Annotated in this window: 15 protein-coding genes; 6 read left to right on the forward strand and 9 right to left on the reverse strand. The window is 34.9% G+C overall.

Features of this window, described 5'->3' with window-relative positions; translation table 11 throughout:
• Window positions 1-126: 126 nt before the first annotated feature.
• The 7 genes from guaB to H560_RS0117620 all read right to left on the reverse strand — a co-directional run bounded on the left by guaB (window position 127) and on the right by H560_RS0117620 (window position 6483).
• On the reverse strand, window positions 127-1587 hold the full coding sequence (gene guaB / locus H560_RS0117590; protein WP_027381208.1) for an IMP dehydrogenase: 1461 nt from the start codon (window positions 1585-1587) through the stop codon (window positions 127-129).
• Between the two features lie 169 nt (window positions 1588-1756).
• Window positions 1757-2257 carry a DUF4252 domain-containing protein gene (locus H560_RS0117595; RefSeq protein WP_027381209.1) on the reverse strand — a complete coding sequence of 167 codons (501 nt, stop codon included), beginning with the start codon at window positions 2255-2257 and terminating at the stop codon, window positions 1757-1759.
• 12 nt (window positions 2258-2269) lie between these two features.
• Window positions 2270-3535, reverse strand: a complete 1266-nt coding sequence (locus tag H560_RS0117600) for a DUF4252 domain-containing protein (protein WP_027381210.1) — start codon at window positions 3533-3535, stop codon at window positions 2270-2272.
• A gap of 66 nt (window positions 3536-3601) precedes the next feature.
• The gene (locus tag H560_RS21930) at window positions 3602-4282 is read right to left on the reverse strand and encodes a hypothetical protein (RefSeq protein ID WP_185095859.1); all 681 of its coding nucleotides are present in this window, start codon (window positions 4280-4282) and stop codon (window positions 3602-3604) included.
• Window positions 4257-4766 (reverse strand): RNA polymerase sigma factor, encoded by a 510-nt coding sequence (locus tag H560_RS0117610; RefSeq protein WP_027381211.1) that lies wholly within the window; start codon window positions 4764-4766, stop codon window positions 4257-4259. Before H560_RS0117610 ends, H560_RS21930 begins: the two co-directional genes overlap by 26 nt.
• 98 nt (window positions 4767-4864) lie before the next feature.
• The gene (locus H560_RS0117615; RefSeq protein ID WP_027381212.1) at window positions 4865-6025 is read right to left on the reverse strand and encodes a GlmU family protein; all 1161 of its coding nucleotides are present in this window, start codon (window positions 6023-6025) and stop codon (window positions 4865-4867) included.
• A gap of 206 nt (window positions 6026-6231) precedes the next feature.
• On the reverse strand, window positions 6232-6483 hold the full coding sequence (locus tag H560_RS0117620) for a type B 50S ribosomal protein L31 (protein ID WP_002976190.1): 252 nt from the start codon (window positions 6481-6483) through the stop codon (window positions 6232-6234).
• A gap of 230 nt (window positions 6484-6713) precedes the next feature.
• Here H560_RS0117620 and H560_RS0117625 point away from each other — a divergent pair, with 230 nt between their 5' ends.
• The 6 genes from H560_RS0117625 to H560_RS0117650 all read left to right on the forward strand — a co-directional run bounded on the left by H560_RS0117625 (window position 6714) and on the right by H560_RS0117650 (window position 13348).
• On the forward strand, window positions 6714-8126 hold the full coding sequence (locus H560_RS0117625; RefSeq protein WP_027381213.1) for a hypothetical protein: 1413 nt from the start codon (window positions 6714-6716) through the stop codon (window positions 8124-8126).
• 33 nt (window positions 8127-8159) lie between these two features.
• Entirely contained in the window at window positions 8160-8486 is a 327-nt protein-coding gene (locus tag H560_RS0117630) for a nucleotide pyrophosphohydrolase (RefSeq protein WP_027381214.1), read from the forward strand.
• 88 nt (window positions 8487-8574) lie between these two features.
• Complete coding sequence (locus H560_RS0117635; protein ID WP_027381215.1) at window positions 8575-9801, forward strand: 3-phosphoshikimate 1-carboxyvinyltransferase; 1227 nt, start codon at window positions 8575-8577, stop codon at window positions 9799-9801.
• Window positions 9801-10598, forward strand: a complete 798-nt coding sequence (locus tag H560_RS0117640) for an SDR family oxidoreductase (RefSeq protein WP_027381216.1) — start codon at window positions 9801-9803, stop codon at window positions 10596-10598. Before H560_RS0117635 ends, H560_RS0117640 begins: the two co-directional genes overlap by 1 nt.
• A gap of 114 nt (window positions 10599-10712) precedes the next feature.
• Window positions 10713-12404 (forward strand): BamA/TamA family outer membrane protein, encoded by a 1692-nt coding sequence (locus H560_RS0117645; RefSeq protein WP_228372500.1) that lies wholly within the window; start codon window positions 10713-10715, stop codon window positions 12402-12404.
• Between the two features lie 260 nt (window positions 12405-12664).
• Window positions 12665-13348 carry a hypothetical protein gene (locus H560_RS0117650; RefSeq protein ID WP_027381218.1) on the forward strand — a complete coding sequence of 228 codons (684 nt, stop codon included), beginning with the start codon at window positions 12665-12667 and terminating at the stop codon, window positions 13346-13348.
• Between the two features lie 52 nt (window positions 13349-13400).
• Here the strand turns inward: H560_RS0117650 and H560_RS0117655 are convergent, their stop codons facing one another.
• Together H560_RS0117655 and H560_RS23460 are read right to left on the reverse strand one after the other, a co-directional pair.
• The gene (locus H560_RS0117655) at window positions 13401-14594 is read right to left on the reverse strand and encodes a hypothetical protein (protein WP_155845039.1); all 1194 of its coding nucleotides are present in this window, start codon (window positions 14592-14594) and stop codon (window positions 13401-13403) included.
• Between the two features lie 451 nt (window positions 14595-15045).
• A partial coding sequence (locus tag H560_RS23460; RefSeq protein ID WP_027378952.1) for an IS3 family transposase occupies window positions 15046-15345 on the reverse strand: 300 nt, incomplete at its 5' end.

The raw sequence follows: 15345 nt of genomic DNA on the forward strand, positions 1-15345 counted from the left end.
AACCAATTATTTGAACCTTTGAAAGCAGGTTTCCTTCGAGAACCTCAGGATATTTTCCCGCTCCTATTGATAATAAATAAGGCTACCTCAGCATTGAGATAGCCTTTATATTTAAATTATTATTTACTACAAAGAATAATTAGGAGCTTCCTGCGTGATGATAACATCGTGAGGATGAGATTCTTTCAATCCGCTTCCTGTAATCATTACCATCTTTGTATCTTTTTGCAGAGCTTCAATATCTTTTGCTCCGCAATATCCCATTCCGGCTCTTAAACCTCCCGTCAGCTGGAAAATCATATCTTCCAATTTCCCTTTGTGAGGAACACGGCCTTCAATACCTTCCGGAACGAATTTTTTTGCTTCACTCTGGAAATATCTTTCTTTTCCACCTCTCTTCATTGCGGAAAGACTTCCCATTCCCTGATAAGATTTGAATTTTCTACCCTGGAAAATGATTTCTTCACCCGGCGCCTCATCAGTTCCTGCTAAAAGTGAACCCAGCATTACTGCTCCCGCTCCACTTGCGATTGCTTTTACGATATCTCCTGAAAGCTTAATACCACCATCCGCGATTACTGCTACATTTTTGGACTTAGCATATTCGTAAACATTGTAAATAGCAGATAATTGAGGAACTCCAACTCCCGCAACCACTCTCGTCGTACAGATAGATCCAGGTCCTACACCTACTTTAAGAACGTTCGCACCAGCTTTGATCAAATCTTCAGCAGCTTCCGCCGTTACAATATTTCCCCCAACGATATCCAGATCCGGATATGCTCTTCTGATTTCTGAAATCTTATCTAAAACTCCTTTTGAGTGACCATGAGCAGAATCAATACCTACGATATCTACACCAGCTTTTACCAATGCTTCAATTCTGTCCATCGTATCTTCACCAACGCCAACTCCGGCTCCCACGATCAATCTTCCGCCCTGATCTTTGTTGGCGTTCGGGTATTCCAATTGGTTGTCGATATCTTTAATGGTGATTAAACCGACTAATTTATTGTTTGAATCTACGATAGGAAGCTTTTCAATTCTGCTTTTAAGAAGAATTTCCTTAGCTTTTTCAAGGTTGGTATCTTTATCGGAAGTGATCAGATTTTCTTTTGTCATGATCTCCTCTACTTTCATATCAAGGTTTTCCTGATATTTTACATCTCTGTTGGTAATAATTCCGATCAAAGTATTTTCGGCATCCACTACAGGAAGTCCGGAAATTTTATATTTCGCCATCGTTTCCTTTGCCTGAGCCAGTGTATGGTCTTTGGAAAGGGTTACCGGATCCGAAATCATTCCGTTTTCTGAACGTTTTACACGATTTACCTGTGCAGCCTGTTCCGCAATGGTCATATTTTTATGAATGAAGCCCAAACCGCCCACTCTTGCCAGTGCAATTGCCAGATCGGCCTCCGTAACGGTGTCCATCGCCGCAGAAACTATCGGAACATTAAGCGTAATTTTGTCGGTAAGTCTTGATTTTAATGAAACCTGATTAGGTAAAACTTCTGAATAAGAAGGGACTAGAAGCACGTCATCGAAAGTGATGGCTGTCTCTACAATTTTGTTATGAATAGACATCTTTACTTTCTTGCAAAATTAAGGTATTTTACTGAGATACGAAAATTGATTTTAATAGTTTAAATAAAACTTAACAATCAATAACTTAAATCAAAAAACCGCCTGGAATTCCGAAACGGTTCTTTTGTACAAAATAAAATTAGTATATAATATTGAATATGAAGTGACTTTATTTATCTGTTGCCGAAGCAATCATTTTTGAAATATCATCAGCTGTAAAACTTCCTTTCACATCCACAAAAACCAGATCTTTATCAGAATTTACAGTAATCAGCATATTTTTGATGGTTTCTCCTTTTTGTTTTACCCGGATATTAACATTGTCCCCGTCATGCTTTATAGTTGCCCAGTCTTCGTAATTATTATTGTTCAGGTAATTGGCAAAATCTTTTACCATTTGCCTGTCCCCGTTTTCTACCGTCATTACTTTTATTTTTGAAACCTTTCTTACAAGATTTATTATTTCATCACTTTCACCGTCTTCTTTTAAAGCTTTTTTAATGTAAGGCTTCGCCAAAAGCATGGGTACATTGATGCTTACAAACTTTGCTCCTTTAAAATCATGTCCTGATTCAGAAAAATAACCCATATTCGGGCGTTCTGAAACGATGCAGGACTGCATCAGGAACATGGTACAAGCTATGATAAAGATGTTTTTTAAAATTTTCATGGTGATTGGTTTTTAATTAATTTGCTTTAAAGATCCGCCGGACATTTTGCTGATATCAGAAGTGATCTCCGGATTGCCTTTATATTTAATCAGTCCTCCCGAAGAAGCTTTTACATCCAGCTTTTCAACAGCGTTCACAGAAAGGCTTGCTCCAGAAGTGGATTCCGCTCTCACATGATTGGCTCTGAAGTTTTCTGCTTTGCAGAGAGCCCCGCTGCTGATATCAAAAACTGCAGTTCCCGCCTGTCCGCCAATGTTTGTATCTGATCCGCTTGAACCTTTGAAATCAAGGTTTTTAGAATTCACTTCCACTTTTAAACTTGTTCCGGAAGTTGCTTCAACTTTTGTACTATTTGCGATATTAAATTTCCCTTTTACTACCGAACCTGAAGAAGCATCAATTTCCAGATTATTTTCATTCACAGAATTAATCGTTGTAAAAGTAGCCCCTGAAGATGTTTTGATATTATCCATTCTCGGCGAAGAAACATTTACGCTGATGTTTTTGAACTTCAAATTTTTCTGTCCTTTATTATCAACATACACCTTTAAAACCCCGTTATCAACTTTGGTTATGATATACTGAAGCTTGTCTGCATCTGCAATCACTTTGATATTGGCAGGGCTTTCCTGCTTGAAAACCACATTTACACCCGTGCTCACTTGAATTCCTGAGAATTCACCAACATTTCTTGTTTCACCGCTCAAATAGGAGGTATTTTCTGAGGTGATATTATTTCTGGCATTGGTAACCGGATTTGTTTTTGTTTCGGTGGAGTTTACGATTTTGCTGATATCATCCATCGATAATTTACCGTCTAGCTTTACTAAAATGCTTTCTGCACCTCCGCTGTCAATGCTCAGCAGCAAATCATCCATTATCCCGTTTTTTTCTTCCGAAGAAAGGAATTTTATTTTTGCGCCGCCACTGTTCATGGTCATGATTTCACTATAGTTCAGATTACTGAGATAGGAAGAAATATCTTTATTGATCTGAGACAATTTCTTTTCTTTTGCCGTTTTTGCATCCGCAGGTTTTTCGGCGATGAAAACTTTTAGTCCTTCAATCTTTGACAACAAAGGCTTAATCTGGTCCAGTTCAGCATCTCCTAAATCCAGGCTGCTCAGCATCCCGAACATAGGTTTGGCAATTTTTATAGAGGTCACCCCCTCTGCCTCCTGATATTTCTCAAAAAGCTGATCGAGCTTATCTTTCTGCCCATATACATTGAAAAAATGGGAAAAAGCAAGTGCGAATATTACTATTATTTTTTTCATGAGTCAATTTTTATTTTTTGATTATTAGTGCCTGATCAGGTGCATAATCTTATTTTAAAAGGTTAATTAATAATCGTCGTCTACGACTTTTGGTTGTACTAGCTTTTCACTGACGTTATTTGCAAATATTTGGAATGAATACTTAGTCACATTAATAGCCTCTTCCACATTTTCAATTCTTTTCCCGTTTACGATCACGTAAGAATCCTGATAGCCTGTAGAATCTGCTGTTGTTTTATAGTTTTTAGAAGAATTATAAACAAATTTTGGTTTTCTTTCTTTTTTAAGTCTTCCTCTTTTAGGTAAAATTTCATCTAAAACATCCTTCTCTGCCACTGTATTTTCCTGGAAAATAGAATCTTTTTTCGTTCCGGAAATAGAATCGTTAGGATGATTCACAGCAACCTGTTCCTGATGTTCATTATTTTCTTCAATAAAATCATTTTTCTGGTTTTTAATCTGACTTTCCACAAACTGTGCCTGATCTTTTACACCAGAATTTTGATTATAATTAAAAATAAACCCGATGCTGAAAATTAAAACCAATCCTGCCGCCATCCAGAACCATTTCGGAAATGAAGGTTTCGTTTTGGACCCGATTGGGATGATTGGAGCAGCGCTGTTATCTGCTGCCTCATCTTTTCCTTCCGCTTTTTTGAGGAAATCCTCAAAATCCCAGTCCATTTTTTCTTCCTTTATATTTTGGAAGATCTCGTCATATTTATCTTGAAATTTGTCTTTGCTCATAGCTCATCAATTGTGAAATTTGTTCTTTTACTTTTTGTCTGGCCCGCATAAGATTTACTCTTACTGCATTTTCTTCCATTTCCAGCATTTCTGCTATTTCTGAGACTTCATATTCTTCTACATCTTTCAAATGGATCACTGCTTTTTGTTTTTCCGGAAGCTGATTAATGAAACTTATAATATGTTCCTTCAAATTATTCACTTCCATACTGTAAAGCTCCGACCGGTGAAGCTGCATATCCGCAAACCCGAGCTTTACATCGTGATGCTTCAGCCTGTTCAGGCATTCATTCCGGACGGCTTTCAGAGCGTAGGATTTTAAATTCCCGAACTGCTCCAGCTCATCTTTTTTCTGCCAGAATTTAATCATCAGGTCCTGAACTACATCTTCCGCTTCATCACTACTCATGACAAACCTTTTCGCAAAGCGATACATCTCATTTTTGAGAATGAATACCGTATTCTTGAAAGTTTCTTGGGTCATAAGTTTTGTTTCTATAAGTAAGACAATGGAAATCTTAGTTTTATTACATCAAAAACAAAAAAACTTCAAAAAAATTTGAAGTTTCATTTATCGTAAGATTAATACGTATCAAAAATATACTTAAAAATCGCCTTATCCTCATCTGTCAAAGCCACTTTTCTTCTGGCCATTGCACGTTCTGCAACTTCGTAGGCTTTATCTAATTTAAATCTTTCATCATCCTTAAATCCGCCCCATGAAAAATTTTCTATCAGGTTTGGAGGAAAACCTTCCTTGAAAATATTGGAAGCAACACCCACCACTGTCCCAGTGTTCAACTGGGTGTTGATAGCCGTTTTAGAATGGTCACCCATAATAAGCCCGGCAAACTGCAGCCCCGTATCTTCAAAAGCCTTCGTCCTATAATTCCAGAGTTTTACATGGCCGTAATTATTTTTAAGATTGGAAGAATTGGTATCTGCACCAAAGTTGCACCACTCTCCTACAACTGAATTCCCTAAGAATCCATCATGTCCTTTACTGGAATATCCGAAAATAATGATGTTATTCACTTCGCCGCCCACTTTACACTGCGGGCCAATAGTCGTTGCACCATAAATTTTTGCCCCAAGGTGAAATTTAGAACCCTCACCTAACGCAATCGGGCCGCGAAGATTACAGCCTTCCATTACTTCAGCATTTTTCCCGATGTAAATTTTTCCGGTTTTTGTATTGATTGTAGAAAACTCAACTTGAGCGCCTTCTTCAATAAACAAATCTTTTTTCTCCCCTAAAAATCCATTCGTAGAAGAAAGCTCTTGGGAGATTCTTCCTTTCGTCAATAATTCAAAATCAAAATCAATGGCTTTGTGATTATATGTAAAAAGATCGGTTGGCTTTTTGAAGAAAATCAACTCTTCCTTAATATCAGTCATTTTCTCGATCTGATGTAAAGAAAAACCTTTCATATTTATTTTTGCCGCGATCAGCTCATCTTCATAAACCAAAGCTTCGCCCAGCTTTAAGTCTTTTATTTGCCGGATAACACTTTCGGTAGGTAAAAAGTTGGTTACTAAAAAAAGACTTTCCTTTTCTTCCGGACTTTTGAATTTATTCTGAAGATAATTTTCCGTGAAGTATGAAATCTCTGTGTTTTCTAAAATCTGCTGCCATCTTTCGGAAAAAGTAAGAATTCCGCATCGCATTTCTGCAACGGGCCTTGTAAAGGTAAGTGGAAGAAAATCTTCCCAATATTGCGCATCTGAAAATACTAATTGCATTTTTTATAGAAGTTAGATGTTAGAGGCTAGAAGTTAGAAGAAGTTTAAGTGTTATTAACCAATTTCTCTGTATCTAATTTCTAGTCATGACAAAATTACAAATACTAAAACTAACTTCTAATATCCAATGTCTAAATTCTACATTAAATAAATAAAAAAAGTCTCCCAAATTTTGGAAGACTTTAAATATTTTTAATCTCAAAAAATTACTTAGCGAATTTCTTGTATTTGTTCATGAACTTATCAACTCTACCTGCAGTGTCAACTAATTTCACTTTACCAGTGTAGAAAGGGTGAGAAGTTGAAGAGATTTCCATTTTGATCAATGGGTATTCTTGTCCTTCATACTCGATAGTATCTTTTGTTTCTGCAGTAGACTTGCAAAGAAACACCTCGTCGTTACTCATATCTTTGAAAACAACAAGTCTATAATTTTCTGGGTGGATTCCGTTTTTCATGTGTAAATTTCTTTTTTTGTTAATGTCACATGTAACCTTGCGGTTTCATAATACAATTTTAAAAATTAAAGTTTGCTTTCGAAATAGTAATGGATATTTCTCTGCTAATTTTAGGTTGCAAAAGTACAATATTTTTTTGAATTTGCAAATACGTAATCAATATTTTTTTCTTCATAAGAAATTCAAAGTATTTTCGTTAAATTTGAAATCTATTTAAAAATATAATTTCGATGAAATTCAAATTATTACTGGCTTTTTCTTTCTGGATGCTTATCATGGCTGTATCATGTAATAAGGATGATATCAGCTTTGATGCACCTTCGCAGGCGTTAAGATTTTCAAAAGATACGGTTTTCTGTGATACGGTTTATCATCAGGTACGTTCTAAAACTTATGCCGTAAAAGTATATAATAATGAAGACAAAGATGTTCTGATTCCAAGAATTTATCTTGAAAAAGGAGCCTCTTCTTTATATAAAATCAATGTAGACGGAAAGCCGGGCCACGATTTTAAGGATGTTCCTTTAAGAAAAAATGACAGCCTTTATATTTTCGTGGAAATTGCACCGGATGCTGCGGGTCCTGAAGCGATCGCTGAAGATAAAGTTTTATTCGAAAGCCCTGCAGGAAAACAGCAGGTGGTTTTATTTTCTGTGGTTCAGGATGCAGAATTCTTCATAGAAACTCCTACCAATCCTAATGCTATTACCAGTAATACAACTTGGACGAATAATAAAGCAAAAATTATTTATGGTAATTTAACGGTAAATCCAAACGTGACACTAGACATTCAGGCGGGAACCAAAGTCTATTTCCACAAAAACAGCGGAATGAAGTTTTCTGCAGGATCTACTTTAAATATTAACGGTACACTCGCAAATAATGTCATTTTGCGAGGCGACAGAAATGATCCTGCTTATGATACCATCCCAAAAAGCTGGAACTCTATTAAAATGGAAACCGGCTCTACCCTGAATATGAATTACGCAAGACTTTTCGGGGGTACAAAAGGATTGGAAATGAAGCAGACCAATGCTACGATCAATAACTCTTTTATCCATACCTTCCAGGAATACGGAATCTACGCCGTTGCATCTACCGTAAATGCGAAAAATTTAGTGATGAACAACTGTGGAGAATCTGCGATTGGTATTTATAAAGGAGGAACTCATAATTATATCCATTCTACCATTGCTAATTATTCCAGTCTGCTGCAATCTTACAACAGAAACGGAATCTTTGCCACAAATGAGTGGAAAAATGAGTCTAACCAGACTGAACAAGGGCCGCTCATCCTTAATGTTAGGAACAGCATTGTTTATTCCGACAGGGATAATTCCGTGAATTTTGAGCAGACTCCGGGACAGCTGTTTAATTTTGTGTTTGAAAACTGTCTTTTAAAATATTCAGGTACTTCTGAAGCAGGCTTTTCATTCGACAGCAATCCTAGTGTGATTCAATCAGTTAAAAACCTGGATCCTCTGTTTGTCAATTATTTTGCAGCAAAAATGAACCTGAGAGTTAAACAAAATTCTCCGGCAATAGGAAAAGGGAGTACTGCCGTTGCGGCAACAGTTCCTACCGATATTGCAGGCTTTTCGAGAACATCGAACCCTACTTTGGGAGCGTATCAGTATCAATAATAAAATATCTTATAAGCAGATTAATAATAAATAATGGAAATCACAGCCCTGCAGCAGCAAGTAGATGAATGGATCAAAACAATTGGCGTCCGTTATTTCAATGAACTTACCAATATGGCCATGCTGACGGAAGAAGTAGGTGAAGTGGCAAGAATTATAGCCAGGAGATACGGCGAGCAGAGTGAAAAAGAAAGTGATAAAAACAAAGATCTTGGCGAAGAACTGGCAGACGTACTGTTTGTAACTTTATGTTTAGCCAATCAAACCGGAGTGAATTTACAGGAAGCTTTCGACAAAAAAATGAAGATAAAGACAGATCGCGATAAAGATCGTCATCAGAATAACGAAAAATTAAAATAGCTGGATGCCGGAAGTTGGAAGCCGGAAGTTTTTAAACTAAACTTTTTACCTCCATCTTCCAGCCTCGGGCTTCCAATTTAGAAGAGCAATGAAGAAGCTGGAAAAATCAAAATTAACGGAAAACAAAACCATACAAATCAGCGGTTCGAAAAGTATTTCGAATCGTTTGTTAATTTTAGAAAGTTTGTTTAAGAACATAAAAATCGGGAATTTATCCAATTCACAAGATACTCAGCTGCTGAAAAAAGCATTGGGTGAAGAAACGGAAATCGTTGATATTCATCATGCAGGAACAGCAATGCGTTTCCTTACTTCCTATTATTCCATCCAGGATGGAAAAACCACGATTCTTACCGGCTCAAAAAGGATGAAAGAAAGACCTATCAAAAATCTGGTGACCGCCCTACAAAACCTTGGAGTTGAGATAGAATACCTGGAAAATGAAGGTTTCCCGCCTTTAAAAATTAAAGGAAGAAAAATCACGGAAACAAAAGTGGATGTACCGGCAAATATTTCAAGCCAGTTCATCACTTCCCTCCTGTTAATCGCCGGGAAACTGGAAAGCGGTTTGGAAATAAACCTTGTAGGCGAAGTAACTTCAAGGTCTTATATTGAAATGACACTGGATATTTTAACCAGGTTCGGAATCAAAAACAGCTTTATCGGCAACACCATCAAAGTAGAATCAGCCATCAACCATCTACTATCAACCATCAACTATGAAGTAGAAAGCGACTGGAGCTCAGCCTCATATTTCTATTCATTCGCAGCATTGGGAAGGGAAACAATCCATTTAAAAAGCTTTTACAGAGAATCCACTCAGGGAGATTCTGCCATTGCTAAAATTTATGAAGATTTTTTCGGAATCAAGACCAATTTTATTGATAACGAACATCAATTAACTCTTGAGCCTCAACCTGATTTTCAATTTCCTGAAAAAATAGTTTTGGATATGAATAATTGCCCAGACATCGCCCAAACGCTTTGTGTAACGGCTGCTGCATTAAAAATTCCATTTGAAATTTCAGGGCTTGGAACCTTGAAAGTAAAGGAAACCGACCGGCTTTCGGCTCTTCATAATGAATTGAAAAAACTGGGAACAGAAACCGAAATCACGGATTTCACGATCAAATCTGTCAGCTTTAGTGAGCCGGAAGACCATATCTCTATCAAAACATACCAGGATCATAGAATGGCCATGAGCTTTGCCCCGTTTTGTTTAATTAAAGAATTAAATATCGAAGACGAAGATGTAGTGGAAAAATCGTATCCGATGTTTTGGGAGGATTTAAAAATTATTTTAACTAAAAACTAATGAATACAAAAACGATAATCATCACGGGAACCTCATCAGGAATTGGTTTCGTACTCGCAGAATATTTCGGAAAAAAGGGTCATAAAGTTTATGGCCTAAGCAGAAAGCACACCGAAAGCCAGTATTTTAAATCCATTCCTACCGATGTTACAGATAATGATGCCGTACAAAATGCCATCGCAGAAGTTTTGAAAACAGAAACAAGAATAGATGTTTTGATCAACAACGCAGGAATGGGAATGGTAGGTGCTGTGGAAGATTCTTCAAAAGAGGATATTTTAAAGTTATTTAATCTAAATTTGGTGGGAGCAGTTCAGATGATGAGCGCTGTGCTCCCGAAAATGCGTGAAAATACATTTGGGCAGATCATCAATGTTTCCAGTATCGGAAGTGAAATGGGACTGCCGTTCCGTGGGTTTTATTCTGCCTCAAAATCGGCTTTGGATAAAGTAACGGAAGCCATGAGGTACGAAGTATATCCGTGGAATATCCACGTCTGCTCGCTGCATTTGGGTGATATTAAGACCAATATTGCCGAGAACAGAGTAAGAACAAAAGTTTCCGAACCTTATAAAAATGTGTTTGATAAAGTGTATGCTTTGATGAACTCTCATGTAGGCGACGGAACCGAGCCATTGGAAGTTGCAGAATATGTGGATTCACTTTTAACTAAAAATAAATGGAAAGCTCATTATTATTTTGGTAAATTCGGGCAGAAAATCGGGGTTCCTTTGAAATGGATCCTTCCGCAGGGAACTTACGAGAATCTGATGAAGAAATATAATAAACTGGCTTAGTTTCAGTTATTAAAACAATTTTTAATTTATAATAATATATTTTGAACTATTAAGATTTATTTAATGTAAAAGTTTAAGATGCTTCGACTCCGCTCAGCATGACAGCTCTATAAAATGACAGTCAGTACTAGAAATGTCATGCTGAGCAGAGTTGAAGCATCTTTCCAGATAATAAATTTTAATAATTTAACTCAAATCAAATTGAAGCTGTTTCTGAAAATATTTTTTATACTGTTTTGCGTTTTTGTACAAGCGCAGAAGAAGCAGTATTTCCTTATCGATTCGGAGACAAAAGTCAAAAAAAAGGTGAAGGATTCCGCTTCTGCAGTCAAATTTCTGGATTCTCTGGCCCAGAATAATTACTTTTTCACCAAATTAAAAGAAGTAAAAGTAAAAGGCGACAGCACGGAAATCGTATTTGATAAAGGGAAAAATTTCAATGAAACCTATGTGAATCTTTCCGATTCCATCTCACAGAAAACAAAAATTCAGAAAGAATTTTTCACCAAAAATTTAGATTCAACAAAGAAAAAAATCAATAAATCTTATATTGATGACGGTTTTGCTTTCAGCAGAATCAAATCAAAATACAAAGGCCAGAAAAATGGCTATCCCGTTGTAGAGCTCGATATCAATAAAAATGATAAGCGAACCATAGACGGCTTTGTAGTAAAGGGCTACGAAAGAGTTCCGAAAAGATTCATCAAAAATCTTGAAAAAGAATTCAAAGGAAAAACGTATGACGATAAAAACCTTATCGCTATCAATAAATCATTTCAGGGACACCAGTTCATCTCGCTGGAAAGGCCTCCGCAAACCTTATTCACCAAAGATTCCACAAGCATTTACCTCTTCATGGAAAAAAAGAAAACCAATACTTTTGACGGGGTGATCGGTTTTGGGAATGATAAGACGGATAAATTTACTTTAAACGGAACGCTGAACGTAAATTTCAGAAATATATTCAATAGTTTTGAAACCGTGAACCTGTATTGGCAGCGAAATCCGGATAAAGGGCAGACTTTTGATCTCCAGACCGATGTTCCTTATCTTTTTAAATCTAATGTAGGCTTAAATATGAAAGTCAATATCTTCAGACAAGATTCTACTTTTGCCAATGTGAAAGCGCTTCCCGCACTTTATTATCACATGAACAGCAGAAATAAAATCGGCTTGAGGGGAACTTTCGAAAGTTCCAGCATTATCGATACGCTTTATGTTCAGGGTAAAGATTACAATAAAAAAGGGATTGGGATCTGGTTTGAAATGGTAGAGCCGTCGGATATTGACCTGTTCCTTTATAAAACAAGAATCAATGCCGGATATGATTATCTTACAACCACTTATACCAAAGATAACATTAAAGCCCTACAAAACCAGTTCTACTTTTTTGGAGAGCATAACTATCATATCAACAGAAATCATTTCCTCAATATAAAAGCGGAAGGCGCCATGATGGATTCAAAAATTGACTTCTCTGCCAATGAATTGTACCGTTTCGGAGGCTGGAATTCCATGCGGGGTTTCAATGAAAATTCCCTCGCCGCCGATTTTTATTACTACGGAAGCTTAGAATACCGTTACCTCATCGGAAGCCAGGCATTTTTTGATGTTTTCGGGCAGTACGGGCAGCTCAATAATAAATCTTTGAATGTGAAACCCAAGCTTTACAGTGTAGGGCTCGGATTCAATTTCTTTATTCCGATCGGGCTCATGAGTTTTCAGCTTTCCAACGGTAATGAATTCGGAAATCCGTTTAAGTTTAATGATATTAAAATCCATTGGGGAATTTTGAGCAGGTTCTAGTTTAAATCTAGTGTACTGGAGTAAAACCTTGAGCAGTAATATAAAAATATCCGGTAGTAAAGCAAAGATACAGATAACAATATGGAAAATGCTTTGCAGTTTATAAAAACTCTCGTACAGTAAGCAATCTAAAGCCCTCACCATAATAAAGGCAACCAACAGTATTCATAATCTTTTCTTCACAAGATTAAAAATATAGGGAATAAGCAACAAGTTGAATAAAAGTGTATATTTATGATTCAATTTTAAATCTTACTACTATGGGAATCTTGAAAGAAGAATATGTACCGATCGCTGATGCTTTATTAACAAGCCTAGCTAGAGACTTGAACCTTTTTGAAGCAGAAAATCATTTATACAATGCTTCATTCTTGGCCGCGATGCAAAACAAAACTAACGAATTGAGGGCTAAAGAAACAGGTGATGCATTACTTACACGGCAAAAAAAGACAACTCAGGAACTTTACACATTAGGAAATGACCTTACAAAACCAATGAAGCTTCTGAATGTGGTTTTTGATAAAGCAGGAATAAAAAACTCGTTACCAAGCGATATATTAAAAAAAGTAAAGAAAAGAAATTTTGAAGGTGTATTACTGAATCTCAAAGCTTTGAAGGAAATAGTTTCATCACAAGCCACATTATTAACATCTTGTGGCATGAAGCCCAATACTGAAACAGTGCTTCAAAACAGTTTTGACACTATTACTGCCAAAAGCAATGAGCAAAGCTCTTATCAACAGCAAAGAAAAGCTTTTACTTCTACCAACAAAGGCTTGTATAAAGAATTATATGTTTATATAAGTGAGGTAGCAAGATTAGGAAAAATTATTTTTCAAGGTGAGCAAAAGGCTTCAGAATACACGATTGACAGCCTTATTGCAATGGTGAATTCTTCTAAGAAATCAAAAAGTGGAGATGAGCCACAAGCTAAAAATGTATAAATTCCGCCTCAATAATGAGGCGGAATTTTAGTTTTCAATATTAATGTCAGGATTAAAAACGATATTTTATAGACGTTAATAAATATCTTGGAACTAATTGAATTTTTGATATAAAATTAGTATAGTTATTTAATGAATTATAAACATATTCTTTTTCGTTTAAAATATTATTGAATACTATACGATATGATAGTTTGCTGTCAACAGGTGTATAACTTAAAACTAAGTTATTGAATGAATAACTTTTAGCGAAAATAAAATATAATGAATTGTTTGATTCCACTAGTAATGTTTTAGAGATTTTATAGTTAATATTCCAAAAGAAATCTTTTGTAAAGCTTGTGCTCTTAATATCATTAAAAAGTGTTTGATTATAATTATATGAAAATCCAAAATCAAAATTTACAGGAATTTTAAAATATGTAGTAGCTGTATATTTTATTTTATTTGTATACCCTTTAGATAATAAGAAATTATCAGAATTAACTTTTACGGGACTAGAATTCCAAATATTATTTGTTTCAATTCTTGATGAAATATTAAGCTTACGAATGTAATTAGTAAAGCTGAAATTCAAATTATAACTTTCCCCTCCAAAAGTCTGTTGAAGAGAATTAAAGCTGAAATCATTAGTTATGCTACTTTCAGTATTCAATATTGATTTGGATTTTATGTATAAGGCATTTGTATTGATTGAAAACCTCTTTTCATCAATATATATGTAATGAGAAAAAGAAGCAATAGTATTTTTTAATGGTAATTGATAATTTGTTCCTCTTGAAAAAGAACGATAATCAGTTAATTGATATTCATTTACTAATTGATTGATTTCTGGTAAAGTATTATTTTCTGAATAAGACAAAGTAAAACTACCTAATTTTGTTTTTTTAATATTTAAATAGATGGAAGGATTTATTAAAAAAATATTATTGTGAGTGTTTTCGTAATTATAATTAATATTTTGAAAGCTAATATTTCCTGTAATATCCAATGTTTTTGAAAAATTATATTTCAGTGAATTATCAGAAATTATTTTGAGTTGATTTAATTTAATATCATTAGAATAATCCGTTTCTAAAGAGCCATTATCTGATAATAATTTATTATTATATAATTCGCTGTTATATTCAGCTTGAATACTGTTGGTCAAATCAATTCTATTAAATTTAGTAGTTAATTTACTTTTAACTCCAGAATATAAAATATTATTTTCAGCTGTTTGTAGTAAACTATTATTAGAATCCAAATCCAAAAAAGAGTTCAAAAGTGGTGAAAATATATTTGTTCTTTCATGTACTCTATCACTTCCAAAGTACAAATAATTATTAAGGACTTTATTTGAAGATACTTCGTAAGTATGATTAAAATGATTATAAAAAGTGAAGTTTTTTGATTTGGAAGATTGATAAATATTATCAGAATTAAAAATTAAATCATTACTTGTTTTATTGGAATTTTCTTTAAAAATAAAAAGATTATTTATATAGTTTTTATTGTTAGGATAATATTTTAATTCGAGTTCTGTTGAAGCTAATATTTTCTTATTATTATAAAAATTATTTTCTGTATATGATATAGGATTGTTTTCAATATTAAATATTGTTTCTGAAAATGAATTTTGTTTTTGTTTATCATATGTGAAATATACAACACCTCTTGAACTTGCAACTATTTTTGAGACAAAATTTATATACTCTTTATGCTACATTTTTAGATTGATTAGACATTAAATTTTGATACTCTCTTATGGTTAAATTTCCTAAAGCTGAATGCCTTCTCTGGGTGTTGTAAAATGTTTCTATATATTCAAACACAGAGTTTTTGGCGTGGTCTCTAGTTTCATATTTATTTTGATAGACAAGTTCGGTTTTCAGAGTTTTGAAAAAACTCTCCGCTACAGCATTATCATAGCAATTTCCCTTTCCACTCATACTTCGGGTAATATTTTTCCCGACTATTGACGTAAATTCTGTGCACGCATACTGTATCCCTCTGTC

The sequence above is a fragment of the Chryseobacterium daeguense DSM 19388 genome (assembly GCF_000430825.1).
GTDB classification, from domain to species: domain Bacteria; phylum Bacteroidota; class Bacteroidia; order Flavobacteriales; family Weeksellaceae; genus Chryseobacterium; species Chryseobacterium daeguense.